The organism is Microbacterium sp. (assembly GCF_031180975.1).
Lineage (GTDB): Bacteria > Actinomycetota > Actinomycetes > Actinomycetales > Microbacteriaceae > Microbacterium.
Window position 1 is genome coordinate 125,961 of record NZ_JAPSLI010000002.1, and the last position, 19,109, is coordinate 145,069.

1 protein-coding gene (only partly in view) is annotated in these 19,109 nt (G+C 70.2%); it reads left to right on the forward strand.

Going from position 1 to position 19,109, the window contains the following annotated elements; genetic code table 11:
* Positions 1-19,054, forward strand: partial view of a hypothetical protein gene (locus tag RIF65_RS03665; RefSeq protein WP_309064384.1) — the 3' portion only. 12,701 nt of this gene lie to the left of the window's left edge; 19,054 of the gene's 31,755 nt are visible here — the last part of the coding sequence; its start codon lies off the left edge, out of view; its stop codon occupies positions 19,052-19,054.
* The last annotated feature ends 55 nt before the right edge of the window (positions 19,055-19,109 follow it).

Genomic DNA, 19,109 nt, shown 5'->3' on the forward strand with positions numbered 1-19,109 from the left:
CGCCGCCGCCACCATCGCGAGCGTCGAAGGGGATCTCTCCGCGGGTGCCGCGGGTGTCACCGTGTCGGCGACCAGCGTCAACACGGTGACGACGAGCGTGATCATCGTCTCGATCGGCGGCATCGGCGCGGCGGCCTTCAACTGGGCAGAGGCACTGATCACGCCGGCCGCGACCACCACCGCCGTCGTCCTCGCCGGGGCGCAGGTGAGCGCACCGGCCGGTGCCGTGCTCGTCACGGCCGCCTCCGCGAACACCGCGACCGCGACCACAACCGCGATCGGCGCCGGCATCGGCGTGAGCCTGAGCGTGCAGATCAGCAAGGCCACCGCCGACGGCCACACCACCGCATCCTTCGACGGTGACATCCCGTCCACAGGCACCAAGACCGCGAGCCTCACGGTCCACGTCCGCGCCCGCAACCAGGCGGTCTCCGACGTCGATGTCGTGACGGTCTCCGCCGGGTTCGGCGGCACCGGCGTCAACGCCGAGGCCAGCGCCGGCGGGCATGCCGACGCCGTCGTCGGCGCGAACAGCAGCGTGAACGTCTCCGGCGCCGTCCTCATCGACGCGCAGCTGACAACCGCGAACGGCCAGCAGAACTACGCCAGGGCGCAGGTGCACGGCGCCGCCGCCGGCGGCATCAGCGCCGGCCTCGTCTCGGCTCTGGCAACCGTGAGCGGATCGGTGCGGGCCAAGCTGAACGGCGCGATCACCGGGGCGGGCTCGATCACCATCAACGCCGACGCGACGATGCTCGCCGACGCCGACAGCACCTTCGTGGGGATCGGCGGCCTGACCACCTCCGGCACCGAGACGCGTGCCATCGTGTCCGCCGACACGGTAGCGGGGGGAGACGGCGGCACCGCCTTCACCGGCGGGGCGTTCACGGTCACCAGCGACTCGACCTACACCGCGACCTCCGACTCCGACGGGCCCACCGTCGGGCTCGGCACCATCACAGTGAGGCTGCCGATCGCGCGGGTCAGCGGCGCCACGAGGGCGAGCTACCTCGGACAGGTCACCGGCGGCACGTCGACATCCGCCACCGCGAACTCGCACAACACCGCCACCGCCGACGCCTCCGAGATCATCGCCATCAGCATCGTCGGCGTCGTCGTCGCCTACTCGCTCGCCGAGGTCACCGCCACCACCGAGGCAGCGATCGGCGGCGCGAACGTCAGCAGCGGCGCGGTCACCGTGTCCGCGACCTCGGACGACGACGCCACCGCCTACGCCGGCGGAGCGGCGGGCGGCGGCCTGTCGGTGTCGCTGCTGCAGCCGGAGGCGAAGGTCACCGGCACCACCAGCGCGTTCGTCGGCGACGGCAAGTCGGTCAACGCCGGCTCGCTCACGATCACCGCCACCGCGACGCCGGATGCCGTCGCCGAGGCGAAGATGGTCGGCATCTCCGCCCTCGCCAACGTGCTGGTTTCCGGCCCGCGCGCCTTCGTGGGCGGCACCACGCGCGCCGCGATCGGATTCGACGAGACGGTGAATCTCGCCTCCGGTGCCGCGACGCTCGCGGCGACGCGCACCGCCCACGCCACGGCGCTCGGCACCAACGTCTCGGCCGCCCCCATCGACATCTCCTTCGTCGACCTCGAGGCCACCACGAGCGGCACGATCACCGCGTACATCGACGACCGCGCCGACGTCACAGCCGGCTCCGTGACGCTGACCGCCGGCGGAACGAGCTCGCCGAAGGCGTCGACCGCCGCCGCCGGCATCCGCATCATCGGCGTCTCGGGCTCGCAGGCCCGCGCGACCGACTCGACGACCGTCGCCGCGCGCGTCGGTCCGGCCGACGGGACGTCGTCCTCGGATGCCGGTGACCCGACGTCCGTCGTGACCACCGGCGCTGTCGCGGTGACGGCGCAGTACACCTCGACCCCGCTGGCGACCTCGTCCGCGTTCGGCTTCAGCCTCGGTTTCGCCGCCGCGATCGTGAAGGTCACCACCACGTCAACACCCACGGTGCTGGCGTACCTCGGTGACGACGCACAGGTGATGGGTGGCGACATCGCCTTCACCGCCGCCGCCATCGCGGTGGCCATCGCCGACGCCAAGGGCTTCGGCGCCTCGCTCGGGTTCGATGCCGGCCTCACCTCGACGCACGCAGTCCTGACGCCGACTGTGAAGGCGTACACGGTCGGCGGAGGCTCGCTCAGCGGCCGCAACGTGACCCTCACCGCACGCGTGAACGTCGATCAGCACGGCACCCCGCTCTCGCCCAGCTACACCTTCGCGAACATCGACGACGCCACCAACACCACCTCCGATGTGCTGACCACCGTCGCACCGGCGTTCGCCCGCGTCAGCCTCGGCGCCGTGGGGCTCGCGGCGGGCGTCGCAGGCGGCTTCGCCCAGGCGAAGAACTCGCCCACCATCGCTGCCGGCGTCGGCGCCGGCACGCAGGTCAGTGCGTCCACCTTCCTGTCGATCATCGCCCGGGCGTTCGGCGACGCCCAGGTGGACGCCCTGGCCCTCCCCGCCGTGGGCGTGCTCGCCGGCATCGGCGTGGTCGAGGGTTCGGTCACCTCCGGCGGAACCGTCGACGCCTACTTCGATGGAACCTCCGGCACGATCGCCGCCGCGACCGTCACCGCCCGCACCGACGCGCACCCCCGGGTACAGGGCCGCGCCGCCGGAGGCGGCATCGGCGCGGGTGTGTCGGTCGCCGACCTCGACGCGACCGCCTCCGTCACGACACGCTCCCGCGTCGGCGGAGTGCTCCAGGCGACGGGGGAGATCACGGTCCTCGCCGACGCCAGGATCAAGGTCACCGCGACCTACAAGGCGCTGCAGATCGCAGGCTTCCTCTCCGCCGTCGCCGGCGCGGTCACGGCGGTCGACAACACCACGACTGCCGCCTCGGTCTCCGGCAGCGGGCGCGTGCACAGCACGGGGGCGTCCGCATCCGTCCTCGCCCACCACAACTACGCCGGCGGCTTCCTCGGCAACCGCGTGTTCGCCTCGGCGAGCGCGACAACGGTGTCCCTGCTGCTGGCGATCAGCGACGTGTCGATGCTCGCCGAGGCGAAGGCGACGACCACGGCCACGGTCGAGGCCGGGGCGACCCTCGCCGCCCCATCCGGCACCGCCGCACTCCGGGCGCTCTCGCACAACCAGGCCAAGGCCGTGTTCGAACGCGTCCAGGGCGGCCTCGCGAGCATCGCACCGGACGCCAACCCGACCGCCGACGCGAAGGGCGTCACCCGGGCCGACCTGCTCGGGCACGTCCGTGTGGGCGCCGCGAGCGGCGCCTCCGTCCTCGACGTGCTGGCCAAGGCCGACGACGTCGCCTTCGCCGGCATGGAGAATGCCGGCGGCGGCGCCCTCTCGATCAGCGACTCCTCGTCGACCGCGAAGGGCTCGCCCACGGTGGCGGTCACGCTCGGCGGAAGCGCGTCGGTGATCATCGTCTCGGGGGCGGTGTCGGCCAAGGCCGAGAGCCTCAACGACGCGGATGCCGCGACCACGAGCGGCAGCGGCGGCGTCCTCAACGTCAACCTGTTCGGGGCGACGGCCACGATGAACCCGACGGTGTCCGTCCTCGTCACAGGCGGGGCGTCGATCACCAGCACGAACGGCCTCGTCACCATCGACGCGACCAGCAACCAGCCGCCCCCGCCCAGCTCCGACGGCACGTTCGACGCCGGCAGCGGGGTCTCCGGCAACACGATCTCGTTCTCGCTGCAGCACAACGCCTACACCGGCCAGCTCGTCATCTACGACGCGCAGGGCGGCACGGCGATCGCGACCGGCCTGAGCGGACGCAGCATCAACGTCATCGTCACCGGCGCGAACACGCTCCAACTCGGCCTCGAGTTCGTCTTCGACGACCCCGCCACGCCCGGCATCGTCGAGGGCGCCGTGATCGATCCGGACACCGACATCATCGACTTCGGCTTCCAGTCCCACCGGTTCGAGACCGGCGACCTGGTGGTCTACCAGCCCCTCGGCGGCGCCATCGGCGGTCTCTCCGCCGGCGTCTACAAGGTCTACAAGATCGACGCGTTCCGGCTGAAGCTGCAGCTGACCGGCGTGGACGTGCACAACCCACCCCAGGTGGTCGCGCTGCCCTCCCAGGTGAACACCGGCACCGACCGGATCAGCGGCGGGTTCAGCGACGGCCAGTACGTCACCTACCACGCCGCCCCCGCGTCGAACTTCTTCTCCTCCGCGCACGTCAGCGGCAACGTCATCACAGTCGGGGCCGCGAACTCCGTGCCGCTGAGCGGCACCCCGATGGTCTACCAGGCGAACGGCGCAACCATCGGCGGGCTCAGCAACGGCGCCACCTACTACGTCATCCGCGTGGGCGGTGACCAGCTGCGCCTGGCCAGCACGTACTGCAACGCCCGTGGCATCGCCCTCGGCGCCAACGGCGTGTGCAACAGCTCCTTCGCCACCGGTGTCGCGGGCGACGACGGCGCGGTGGGCAGCGCGAGCGTCGTGGCCATCTCGCTGAACCCCGGAGCCAGCCCGTCGACCGTGCGGCACCAGCTGAACGCCACCACGACGCGGGCTCTCGGCGGGCTGCAGGACGGCTTCGGCTACTACGTGGTCGGGGCGAACGGCACCAGCTTCCAGCTCTCCGCGTCCTTCAACGGGGCGCCGATCGGCCTGTCCGGCGGCGGAGCCTACCCGCACGTCTTCCGCGTCGAGGGCGTCGACCTCACCGGATCCGGCTCCGGCGTCCAGCGCCTCATCCTGCAGCTCGCGGCCACCGGCGGCATCCAGAAGCTGCACGGCATCGGCGGCCCGTCCGGCGCGGCCAGCTCCACAGACGGCGTGATCTCGGCCACCGCCGCCGGCGGCGGAGGCGGCGCGATCAACGTCTCCACGGCATCCTCCAGCGCCGGCACCACAGTCACCGCCGGGGTGAGCATCGGCGGCGGGGCGAGGATCACCGGCTCCGACGTCTCCGTCACCACGCACGCCACCGCCCTGGCGAAGGGCGTCGCCGGCAACGCGGGCGGCGGCGCGATCTCGATCGGCGACTCGGATGCCAGGGCGACCACCTTCATCGTCAACGACCTCACCGTCGCCTCCGGCGCCGTCATCACCGCGACCGACGACCTCAGCCTCGCCGCCTTCAGCGACCTGCGCCCCAAGGTGCTCGCCTCCACGCAGCAGGGCGGACTCGTCGGCGGGTCCTTCGGGTCGACGGATGCGCGCGGCGGATACGCCACGAAGACCGTCACGCACGGCACCTTGACCGCCGGCGACCGCCTCGCGGTCGAGTCGCACACCTCCTTCGACGGTTTCGCCGACTCCGTCGCCGATGTGGGCGGCCTCGGCGCATCCGCCGAGACTGCGGCCAACGTCCTCATCGGCACCGGCGTGGATGCGGCGGACACGCTCACCGAGGTCGGCGGCGCCCTCACCGGCCGGCACGTCCGCATCGGCAGCTTCGTGGACTCCGCGAAGGCGTACGCGCACACCTTCACTTACGCGATCGCGCTGGGCGCCGACTCCGACGCCGACTCCGAGATCAACGTCGAGGGGTACACGCGCAGCACCCTGCTCGGCAGTGTCATCCTCACCGGGCACGTCGACATCGCGATTCTCGCCGAGTGGCTGGGCGTCGACTTCAACGCGGACGCGTTCGCCGAATGCGACTGCGGCGGCGGCGCGACGGATGCCGACGCGAGCATCCACCCCACGCTCGAGGCGAAGGTCGTCGGCCGCAACAACGCCGTCCTCACCACCTCCGACCTCACCGTGCAGGTGAACGACCGCATCCAACGGATCCGTCGCCACGCCGACACCTCCGGCGGGTTCCTCGACTTCGGCAACGGCGGCGTCGGGCACGGTGACAACTCGGCGCTCCGGCGCGAGATCTTCTGGGAGGCCACCGTCGTCATGCTCGGCGAGCCGAACCCGGTGCTCGTCATCGACGGCAGCGGCGCGATCGTGGAGATCGTGAACGTCAAGGTGTGCGACGACCAGGGCCACTGCTTCGAGGACAACCCGCTCACCGACACCCACACCCAGGGCACGCTCAGCGGCACGACGGTCACGGTGGACCACATCGTCTACGATCACGGAGCCCAGGCGCGCTTCCTCGCCAACGACCTGACTGTCTTCGGCGGCCCGGTCGGCGAGATCTGGGGCGCAGCCGGCAGCTTCGAGTTCCAGCAGACCTGGGACTTCGTTCGGATCGTGAACGCGTCGAACCTGAACCTGGTGACGAAGAACATCGACGTGGTGAACACGCTGAACCCCCCGCGCATCGACATCCGCGTCGACAAGATCTGGGACGACGGCGCCGCCGGCAACGGGCCGCTCTCGGAGGACGACCCGAACACCACGTTCGACTTCGATATCGAGTACACCTTCCCGCCCACGTACGTGCAGATCCGCAACACATGCGCGTTCAGCTGCCCCGTCCGCAACCCGTTCCTCCGCCTCGACGGGTACATCGAGAACCCACTGGGCGAGACCGAGATCTTCAACGGCTCCGGCGACATCCTCTCCGGCGGCGGCCACGAGCTGATCCGCACGAACGTCATCGACATCGACGCGCCGCACGGGAACATCGGGGACCAAAGCCCGACTCACCAGAACCCCGACCCAGTCCGCAACCCGATCGAGATCGAACTGGTGCACTACCTCCACCCCGACCCGGACTTCTGCACGGGAGCCGCACCGTGTGACAAGGCGCCTGTCGTCACCCTCGACGCCGGCAAGGACGTCGTCGTCGACCTGACCTACTTCCGCCGCACCGACACGGCACTCGGGACCCCCGCCACGATCGTGATCCAGCGCGTCCGCGCCGGCGACGACGTCGACGTCGTCCTCAACGACTCCAAGAACGGCGATGGCCCGAGCGATCTGGTGCTCGTCGTGGTGGACATGTACCAGCCGGCCGCGACGTCGACCTACTACGGCTTCACCTTCCCGACCACGTTCACGCCCGCGATCAACGACGGCGACTCGATCGATCGCGGCAGCTGCAGCGGCACCTACCCTGGTGACTGCGGCACCGGGTCCGGGCAGTACGAGACGCACTTCCGCCCCGACGCGCCCGACCCCGCCCTCGCCCACATCCTGCGGGCCCTCGGCACAGACGACGATGGCGAGATCGACTCCACCTATGACTTCACCGAGGTGCGCGCGGGCGACGACATCGACATCTGCCACGTCACCACCGGCGGCCAGGAGCCGAAGACCTGCCGCACGACGGCCGTCGCCAGCGGCGCGCACGCCGTGACCGCCGACCCCACCCCGGACACCACCATCCACATCATCATCAACACCGACGTCGCCTGGACCGGCGGCGCACACAGCGGCCCCGTCGACGACCCGGGCATGGCGTTCAACGTGGCACAGATCTTCCTGCGCACCAACGGCGACATCACCGCCACCGAGCTTGCCGGCGACATGCTGGTCGGGCACATCCACTCCACGAACGGTGACGTCGAGTTGCACTCGCCGATGCGGATCCTGGATGCCGACGGTCGGGCCACCATCGACGTCACCGGCATCAACATCACGATGCACGCCGGCGAGGCGGGCGGCATCGGCGGCATCGGCCTCCTCACCGACTGGCTCGAGATCGACACCGCCGTGCTCGACGCGACCTGGGACGACGCCGCGGACGGCGTCCTGAAGGCGTACGACCTCGACTCCGCCGACGCGCAGACCGCCGGTATCTACCTCGACGAGCTCACCGGCGACATGCCGCTGTGGGAGATCTACACCGCCGGCAGCACCGCCGCGACGACGGGCAACGCCGGACTGCGCACCGTGGACGGCTCGGTCCTGAACGCCAAGCTGGATGACAGCGACAACATCCGAGCGGATGCCGTGGACATCGACGCCAACGGTGGATCCATCGGCCTGCAGTCCATGGACGTCATGGTGGACTCCGGGCGGGCGCCCCCCTTCGGCTGCACATACGTCAACTGCGGCAACCACCCCGTCACCGGGGCATCCGATCCCGCCCTCGCGGCCTCCGGCGATGACGTCGGGCTCGAGGCCACCGGCGGCATCTACTACACCGAGACCGACTCCTATCTGCGCCTCGTGCTCGCGCACTCCCTGACCGGCAACATCCGCCTCACCGTCCGGGAGACCGCCGAACTCGACGAGGACCTCTACCTGATCCACAGCGGCACCGCGAGGTTCGCCGAGTCGAACACCCGCGGACCGAACAGCGACATCGACGCCCCGCGCGTCATCCCGAACGGCACGATCTTCGCCGAGACCGGCAGCGTGGAGCTGCGGGTCGGCGACGACGTGACCCTGCACCAGAACAGCCAGATCCTGGCGAACCTGTCCATCGACATCCGCGGCGACTTCGGCAACGCCGACACCGGCGGCGTCGGCACCGAGTACGGCACGTCGATGATCCTCCGCGGGCGCATCATCGCCGACTGCGCCGTCACCGCCGGCGGCCCCGGAGACGAGCCGATGGGCGCCGGCGCACCCTCCACGGCGAACCCGGTGACCGGCCGTCAGACGAACGTCTGGGGCGGCAGCGACGTCGACGTCATCCGGCTCGGCGACCCGTCCGGGCTCGACACCGCGCAGCCGGGCACGAAGACGACCTGGGGGAGCGCCGGCTACATCTTCCTCGGCGCCAAGACGATCGTGCACGGCAACGCGACTCTCAGCTCGAACACGGCCGACGGCGAGGACGAGATCACGGTGTGGTTCCTGCAGTCCATGAACGTGGTGACCAGCCCGACCGGGCTGCAGTCCGGGGTCGGTGCTGGCCACACGCTCACCCTTGACGGGCAGGGCGAGACCGATCACTACGCGGTGTACACGAACGGCAGTCACGGCAGCACCCGCAACTACGTCATCAACGTCCTCGACACCGGCCCCGCCGGCGACGGCGTCGACGAACTGGACGTGTTCGGCTACGACAACGCCGCCGCCGGATACAACGGCGCGAACGGTGCCACGGACGACATCTGGCTGCTGCGCGCGCTGACCTGCATCGACAACCAGTCGCCGTTCGCGCTCAACGCCGGTGTCCCGGCGACCTGCGCCACGCCGACCGAACAGGCCGACCACCCCGCCTTCATCGCCCTGCTCGCAGGCAACGGCAACCCGGACGGCGGCATCGGCCTCTACCGCGATCGCATCCAGGGCAACGAACCGAGCGCGATGGTGCAGCGGATCAACTACGACCGCGCGCTCAACGGGCGCATCACGGTGTTCGGCATGGGCGGCAACGACGCCTTCTACGTCGACGACACCCAGGCCACGATGACCCTCGACGGCGGTGCAGGCAACGACGCCTTCCAGATCGGCCAGATCTTCGGGACGCAGCGCGACAGCCAGGCCGCTCCCGACGGCGGCGGCCTGCTCACCGCCGACACGTTCCCGTCGCTCGTCCCCACGACGCGCGGCTGGCTGAGCCCCGGTGCGCACGCCCCCCTGCTCGCCACCGGCGGCACCGGCAACGATCGGTTCGTCGTGTACTCGAACCAGGCCGAGATCCAGCTCAACGGCGACGACGACAACGACCTGTTCATCGTGCGGGCCTTCGCGATCGCCGCCGTCTGCGACACGAACGCCGACAGCATCGCCGGCTGCGGACTCTCCGACGTCGACTACCGTCCCGCAGGCGGCGTGTTCCCGCAGGATGCCGCGGACGGCGCCGACGACGGACAGTGCGTCCTGGCAGGCGGCTACGTGCGGTACGACAACAACGGCGACAACGTCTGCAACAACGCCGACGCGCACATCACCTACCACCATGCCTCGGGCAGCAACGTCGACCTCGACCACACAATGTGGCAGGACGACGTCATCCCGCTCGACGCCAACGGCGTTGCGGTGCCCGTGATCGGCCTCGGCTTCTCCACGAACCGGCCGCTCGACATCCGTGCCGGCGGTGGCGAGGACGAGGTCCAGTACAACGTCAACGCTCCCGTCAACGTGGACGGCGGAACCGGGTTCGACAAACTCGTCGTGCTCGGCACCGAGTTCGCCGACGACTTCGTGATCACCGACCGGGCGATCTACGGAGCGGGCCTGAACGTCAAGTACACGACGGTCGAGGTCATCGAGGTCGACGGCCTCGAGGGCGACGACCAGTTCTTCGTCCTGTCCACCGCGTTCGGCGTCGCCTACCGCATCATCGGCGGGCTCGGCTCCGATCAGATCTCGGTGGCGGGCGACGTCACCGCCGACATCGTCACCCGAGAGCTCGAGGGCATCTCCGGTGCGGTCGACCACATCGTGCTGTCCGATGACCCGCGCTACGACGGCATCGTCGTCGACGGCGTGCCCTACAACCTGGCCACCCCCGAGTCCGGTGTCGTCGTGATCAAGGAGCAGGGCACGTCCACCAGCGTCCGCGAGGGCACCACGAGCGGGCCGATCACCGAGCGCGATCACTACACCGTCGAGCTCAGCCACGCGCCCACCGCCACCGTGTACGTCACGGTGTCCGCCGCGCTGTCGCCCGACGAGGAAGCACGCGACACCTTCGCCAACCCGACCGGGTTCGGGCTCACGGACGGCGCGGCCGACACGATCTGGCTGTGCGTCGACACCTTCCCGTACGGCGACCAGTGCAACGGCATCGGCGACTTCCAGCGGCACTACCTCCGAAACGGCGTCCTCGTAGACGAGGCCGGCCGCGCGGTGGTCCTGGCCTTCACCGCCGGCAACTGGAACACCCCGCAGCGCGTCTACGTCCGCGCCTTCGACGACACGCGCTCCGAGGGCGACCGCACGGTCGTCGTCCAGCACTCCGTGATCGCCGCCGACCCGATCGTGGACGCCGAGTTCCACGGCGCCGCCGTTCGCCAGGTCAACGTCCGCGTCTACGACAACGACACGCCCGGCGTGTACGTCACGCACGTCGAGCCGTCCGCGGCCTGCAGCGCGAACACCGCCAACTGCGTCCTCGACGACCGGGGCATCGTGATCGAAGGGGCGCCGGCCCACCAGCGCCTCGACGAGGTCCTCGTCCAGCTGGCGAAGGACCCCGGCGCACTCGCCGTCACTGTGAAGATCACGATGGACGCCGACTCGCAGCGCATCCTGCAGATCCTCGACCCGGGCCTCGGCTCGCGCTGGACGAAGATCGTCGACCCGGTGCTCGGCACCTACTACCTCCTCACCTTCGACAGCACGAACTGGAACGTCCCGGTGCGGCTGATCCTGCAGGCGCGCAACAACCCGGAGCCGGGCGACCCGACGACCGCGGTGATCACCTGGGGTCAGGAGTTCGCGACCCCCGCCTACCGATTCCCGAACCTGCGCTCGGGCGCCCAGCGCACCGACGTGCTCGTGTACGACGACGAGACGGCACAGGTCGTCACGATCCCGACCGGCACCGACACCGTGGTGATCCAGTGCGGCGACGCCGGCTGCTCGATCCCCGGGCTCAGGGACGGCTATTGGATGCGCCTCACCACGGCGCCCACCGGCACCGTGCGGGTCATCATCACCCCCGACGGACTCGTCGACGTGGTCTCGATCGGCGGCACCGCGGTCAGCCCGGTCGACTACGTGGAGATCGGCGGCGACATCCCCTCGCGCCTCTTCCTCGGCAACCTGCACTTCGCCGGGTCCACCGTCACCAGGGCGAACGGCAGCGACACCGGCAGCTTCCTCGACGAGGGGCTCACGCCCGGCATGCGGGTCCGGTTCGCAGCCTGCACCGGCACGTACACCGTCGCGACGGTGGCCGCGAACGGGAAGTCGTTCACGGTCACGACGGCGCTGAGCGGATGCTCCGGCGTGAGCGTTCAAGACACCTCCATCAACGTCCTCACCCGGCGCGGCATCTGGGACGGCCAGGCTGCGCTGGGCACTGCGACCGGCGACGACGGGCTGAGCCACTACCGCCTGACCCGCGCAGGAGGCGGCTGGCTCGCCGACGGCTTCCTGGAGGGCCAGTGGGTGCAGATCTGCGACGCATTCGGCAACTGCGTCCGCGCGAAGATCCAGAACATCCGGGGCACGAACGCCGCGCACGACCAGCAGCTCGAGTTCCGCCCCGTCTCCTACGACGACTTCGCCGCATTGACTGGCAGTACGTTCGCCGTCGTCCGCATCGCGGCCCAGGCCGTCTTCACCGCCGCAGACTGGTCGGCCGACAAGCTCGTGGAACTCGAGGCCGACCTCGGCTACTACCAGCCGATCGTCCGCCAGGGCGTCAAGAACTTCCCGGCCTCGCAGCACCTGCTGAGCCGCTTGCGCGGCCCGCTCGCGGTGGAGGGCGGCGTCACCGGCGCCGACCGCTCGCTGGAGCTCGGGCTGAAGCTGCCGGGAGAGCAGGACGGCCCGCTGTTCGCCATCGCGACGCAGGCACCCGAGTCCAAGCAGATCGACGTGCTGAACATCTACGGCGACGGCAGCGTGGCGCACAACTGGGGCGCGATGACCTCGACGACCCTGCGCGGCCTCGGCATGGCGAAGGACCTCGACTTCGGCGCCGCATACGGCGGCAGCCAGGACGAGACGTTCGGTGAGCCGCAGATCTTCCCGGGCGGCATCAGCTTCGGATCCGTGTCGGTGGTGGACGGCGAGTACGCCACCGACGGCGGGAAGAGCACGATCGAGGTGCTGAACCTGTTCCTCGGCTCCGGCAACGACCGGCTCGACATCCAGGGCACTCTGCAGCCCGACGCGCCCGTCAAGCTCACCGGCACCGTCACGCTCGCGACGTCCGCGGACCAGTTCGGCTCAACGCACCGGCTGTCGCGCTCCGCACCGTTCGACTGGAAGGCCCAGGGCTTCCTGATCGGCCAGCCGGTGACCATCAGCGGCATGAGCGGCACGTTCCGGGTCGTCGGCTTCGGGGACGATGACCCGGACGACACCACCGACAACACCGTCATGTACCTGCGGCTGCTCTCCGGCGCAGCGGCGGTCGGGACGGCCCTGCGCACCGTCATCGCGCAGGACGTGCCGGTCACCATCACCATCCCGGTCACGATCGCCGGCGGCGCGGCCGGAGGCACGGTCACCCGCTCCTCGGGCAGCTGGATCGCGGACGGCTTCGTCGTCGGCCAGCTGGTTCGGATCGCGAACATCACGGGGCAGTGGCGGTTGGTCGGCATCTCCGCCGACGAGCGGACGCTCACCCTCGACCGCGGCGATGTCCTGCCCTCCAGTGCATCCACGCCGCGCACCGTCTTCGTCCCCGGCCCGCACGGCGGACTCACCGCGGTGCACGGCGGCGGCAACACGCCGATCCGCACCGTGTTCGAGATGCAGCGCACCGCACCCACCGCGGCGCAGCTGGCCGCATTCCCGGGCGCGGGTCTCGTGCTCACCCGGCTGGACGGGCTGAATTGGGCGTTCAACGGCCTGCTGCCGGGCAGTGGCTACGTGGCCGGCGACCCGTACCTGCGCGCCTTCCAGCACGTGCAGCTCGTGGGGGAGAGCTTCACCCGGATGATCCTCGGCTTCCAGGACCTGCCGTTCGCGCAGTGCCCGTACGCCGACCCGTTCCCGGGCTGCGGCATGGGCTCGATCATGATCCTCAGCGGCCCGCTGCCCGGAGCATCCGGCGCCCTGCCCGCCGGCACGTCGACCACCGACGTCCGCGTCTCCGTTCCTGTGAAGATCGAGGTGACCACCCCCGTGCAGGTGCGCACCTCGAGCCTCACCCGCACCGACGGCGCCAGCTGGGCGGCAGCCGGCTTCAAGGTGGGCATGCAGGTGCGCATCAGCGCCTTCGCGGGCCCGTTCACGATCTCCGCCCTCGCCGGCAGCGTGATGACCTTCGCGAACACCGCCTGGGCGCCGAGCATGCACCTGAACGCGGCGGGCGTGGCCGTGTGGCACACCGTGACCATGACCGTCACCGCCTGGGACGAGTACCGCGCGTCCGACGGCATCATGATCGGCGGCGACGTCCTCACCGTGTGCAACCGCTCGGCGCTGCTGTTCCGTATCGACGCCGACGGCGACGGCGTCGAGGACGACCCCGTGCCGTGCGATCAGATCCACACCGCCGGTCCAGGCTCGCCGCTCGTGGTCTACGGCGACACCACGCAGGACGGCGTCTGGTACTCGGGCACCCCCGGCGACAACATCGGCATGGAGTTCGGTCCGAAGCCGTTCGATCCGTTCACGCACATCCCCGACGGCCAGAACGAGGACGACGAGTGGGTGTTCGGGCTCGCGAACCCGTTCGATCACAGCGGAAACGACATCATCGACGCATCGGGCCTGTTCGCGGACGTCGCACCGGCGCACCTCCCGGCGGTCGGGGTCACCGCCTACGGCGGGCTCGGCGACGACCTGATCATCGGTAGCCAGGCGGGCGACCACCTCACCGGCGGATCCGGCGACGACGAGATCCGGGGCGTGCGCGGAGTGGACCACATCTACGGCGACTCGGGCGTCAACGTCGACGTGCTGACCCGCGCGCTCGAGATCGCCACGATCAACCGCAGCCCGCGTCCGACCGTCACCGGCGCCGGGTTCATCCCGAACGGCACGACGCTGACGCCCGTGGTGGGCGGCGTCGCCGGCATCGTCGACGACCTGCTGGTCGCCGGCCAAGATCTTATCTTCGGGGAGGGGGCGCCGGGCCTCGGCCTCGGCTCGTTCACCGTCAATGCCGGCGCGCAGCCGGAAAGCGTCTACGACGACATCGTCTTCGGAGACCATGGCGCCGTCGACCAGAACGTCGCGGACCCGAACGAGCCCGACCAGCGTCCGCAGAAGATCCAGACCACCGTGCTGTCGACGGTCATCGCGATCCGCAGCGTCAACCTCGACAAGGGCGCCGGTGACATCGTCTTCGGAGGACTCGGCCGCGACGTGCTCATCGGCGGCGCGGGCAACGACATGATCGACGGCGACGAAGCCGACGACCTGCTGTTCGGCGACGCCGTGACCTTCGTCCGCACACCCGGCGACTGGACCAGCGGCCGGTTCCAGACGCTCTGCGGCACGCTGCTGTACAGCCGCAGCGACATCCTCACCGCGTCGAACCTGTGCAACGGTGCGCCGGTGCCGACGGAGAACACCTCCGGGAACCTGCTCGTCGACGGCATCCCCCGGCCGTACCGCGACCCCGACGAGGCACCGTGGTGGGCGGAGTACGACGTCTTCGACCTGTTCCACGACTTCGCCTCCGACGCCGGAACGAAGTGGGGCAGTACCTGGGGCAACGACTATCTTGCGGGTGGACAGGCGCACGACCTGCTGTTCGGCCAGCTCGGGGACGACGTAATGCAGGGCGACGGCGACATCGACCGGGCGTTCCGCCGCTGGATCGACGACCACAGCGCCGCCATCCACGTCGGCGCCTCGCGCACCCCGCTCGGCTGCGTCGGGCCCGCCGGCGCCATGGTCTGCGACTACACCGGCGCGCTCGTCGTCGTCCCGGCGATCGAGGCCGCGCCCGACGGGCAGGACTACCTCGAGGGCAACGCCGGCAACGACGTGATCTTCGGCGGCCTCGGCCAGGACGACCTCGTCGGAGGCTCGAGCGACTTCTTCAGCCTGGACACCCCCGACAAGCGCCCGGACGGGCTGCCGTCGCCGACCGGCGCCTACCTGCCGGGTCACGACCGCGGTGCCGACATCATCTTCGGCGGCGCAGGCACCCGCGTCGGCATCAACGACCAGACCACCGGCAACGGCACCCTCGCCAGCACCCCCGTCACCGGCGGCTCGCTGGCGGATGCCACGCAGGCGAACGACATGGATGCCCGCGACTCCGACACCGTCGTCGGCGACAACGGCCGCATCGTCCGCATCGTCGGCACGGCGCACACCGACGTCAACGGCAACGCCAATATCGGCGGCCTCGGCGTCGCCCCCGCGACCGGCCCGAACTACGTGACCTTCGTCTACGACTCGCTCGGCGGGGCGGCGGCCGGCGCCCAGCGCCTCATCGTCCGCGGCGTGCACCTGCTCGACTACACCGTCGGCGGACCCGACTACCAGCCCGAGAACTTCGGCCTCGGCATCGGTGCCGACTGCCACGGCTCCACCACGCAGCCGACCTGCTCGGCCGTGCTCGACACCGCGAGCGGCGCCTGGAAGACCACCCAGATCGGCGGGCGCGACGAGGTGCACGGCGAGACGGGCGACGACACCGTGTACGGCGGCGGCGACCACGACGTGCTCTTCGGCGACGCGCAGAACGACGACCTCATCGGCGGCTGGGGCAACGACTGGATCTCCGGCGGCACCGGTGCCGACGGCATCCTCGGCGACGACGGCCGGATCTTCACCAGCCGAAACACCGGCTGCTCGGTCGCCTCCACCGCCGTGTGCACCGAGTTCGCCGAACCGCTGTACGGCGTCCGCAAGCTCCGCACGATCGACCCCGACACCAGGACCAGCCAGGGCGACGTGCTGAACGAGTTCATCTACACGCCCGGCCAGGTGCAGACGGCGCGGATCAACGTCCCGAACGCGCTCGTCAAGAGCGTCGACCTCACCGTCTACAACCTCGGCCCCGACACGAACCAGAGCCAGCAGCACGTGGCCAACCAGCCGACCTTCGACGCCAACAACTCCGACGACATCATCTTCGGCGGCTGGGGCGGCGACTGGATTCACGGCGGCGCCGGCGACGACGCGATCAGCGGCGCCGAGGCGATCGGTGCCGGCCAGGCGACGTTCGGCTCCGGCGGATTCGCGCAGCACTTCGACGCCGACGGTGACCCGATCGGACTGGAGTACATCGACTTCGCCCACCCGTGGAACCCGGGCGACGTGCTGCGGTTCGGCGCCGACACGAACCCCTGGCACGCGAACAACCACAACGAGCTGCGCCTGGGCGAGTTCTACCTGTACGACGAGTACGACCCGCGCCGCGCCATCCTGTTCGACGGGGCCGGATCCGTCTGGCGGTGCACGTCGACGTCGCCGAGCGGGCACACGTGCACCGGCAGCGCGGACCGCTCCCTGTTCCCGCACCACTTCTTCCTCAACAACGAAGACCTCATCGGCGACCACTACGTGGATGCCGCCGGCCACGGCGCCTGCATCGCCGTCGACAACCAGGGCGTGTGCATCGCCCGCACGAGCACTCAAGCGACCGACGGGGACGACGTGGTCTTCGGCGACCTCGGCAACGACTGGATCGTCGGCGGCACCGGACAGGACACCCTGTGGGGCGGCTGGGGCAACGACCTGCACCAGGCCGACGACGACCTGCGCTCCGGCTGCCTGACGTCGACCCCGAACGGCACCTGCACGCAGACCGGTGACACCTGGCTGAACGACCGCCCCGACGGCGTGAACTCCAGCTTCCAGGATCGTGTGTTCGGCGGCGCCGGCCTGGACATCCTGATCGGCAACACCGGCGGCGACCGCCTGATCGACTGGGTCGGGGAGTTCAACTCCTACATCGTCCCGTTCGCACCGTTCGGCATCGCCACAGTGAGCCGCCAGGTCGAGCCGCAGCTGCCCGAGTTCCTGTACGCGCTCAGCCGCAGCCACGGCGTCGACCTCACCCGGTGGAGCGACGAGGGCACGGAGCAGATCCGCAACGGCGAACCGTACGGCGAGCTCGGGCTCATCACCCAGCACGATCACCACCACTGGCAGACGCAGACCGGCGGGCCGACCGACCCGCAGGCGGGCAACACACCGGGCGGGCGTCGTGACACCCTGCGCGGGTCGGACTTCAACGACGGCACGATGCAGGGCTTCGCCACCGACTCCGGCGTGTTCTCCGTCCACCAGGGCGTGCTGAAGGTCACCGCCGCCGACTCCACCGGGGACGCCGTGGCCGTCTGGTACTCCGATGCGTACAAGAGCGTCTATTACGAACTCTCCGCCAAGATCTCGATGGACAAGCCCACCGGGGGATGGAAGGCCAACGCCTATATCGTGTTCGACTACTTCGGTCCGATGGACTTCAAGTTCGCCGGGATCGATCAGTCGACGAACAAGCTCGTCATCGGATACCGGGCCGCGTGGGGGTGGGCCGCACTCGCCCAGGGCACGGTACCCGGCGGCGTCAAGGCCGGCACCTACTACCACCTGGACGTCGTGATCAACGGTCTCGTCGTCACGGTGACCGTCAACGGCAGGAACGCGCTGACCTACACGTTCGCACCGCGCATGCTGGACGGCCGTCAGGTCGCCCTGAACAAGGGTCTCGCCGGGTTCGGTTCCGACCAGGCGCGGGGATGGTTCGACAACATCGCACTCACGGTGATCGCCCCCGCCATCACCGTCGATCGCACCGAGTACTTCGACGGCACCCCGCAGACGCAGCGGGACGAGCAGTCCGGAGTGTGGACCACGACGGCCGACGGCCGTTACACCGGGACGGCGGATGCCACCGGAACAGCCGTCTCACTGATCGGCGTCGTCCCGTCAGGAGAGACCGCGATCCCCGGTTTCGCCCCGACGAGCTACGTCGAACTCGAGAGCCGGCTGCGCGCCCTCGGACTCACCGGCTTCGTGTTCGACTGGTACTCGGCATCCGACCACAAGTTCGTCGCCATCGACGTGGCAGCGCAGCGCATCGTGATCGGGCACGTCTCCCGCGGTGCGCGCATCATCGACCGGGCGATCTCCCGCAGCTTCACGCCGGGGGCGGAGCACATTCTCAACGTCGTCCTGAAGGCCACCGTCGTCACCGTCACGCTGGACGGGCAGGTGCTCGCCTCGTTCGCCTTCAACTCACCGCTCGCCGACGGCAGGCAGGGCCTGTTCGGACTCGGCACCGGGGTCGTCGCCTCGGTCGACGAGTACCGGCTGCGCACCGACGACGATGCGTACGCGGGGGAGCCCGCCGCCCCGCAGACGGTGTGGATCTCCGACGCGACGGCCGTGGAGGGCCGCTCCGGCACGACGAGGACGGTGACGATGACCGTCACGCGCTCCTCCGGCGAAGGGTCCCTGGCGATCGGGTGGGTCGTCGACGCGACGTCTACGGCGACCGGCACGGACGTCACCGGACCCGACTCCCCGGTGATCACGTTCGCACCAGGGCAGACCATCGCCACGATCACGTTCACCGTCGTCGGCGATGCGACGGCCGAACCGGACGAGCAGCTCGTCATCCGTCTGCAGCCCATCGACGCCGTCAACCTGCGGCGTTCGCGCGGCGTGCTGACGGTGCTGAACGACGACGGCTCGGCGTGAAACCTCCGGCGGGCCGGGTGCGACCTCCCCCGACGTACTCGGCCCGCCGGATACC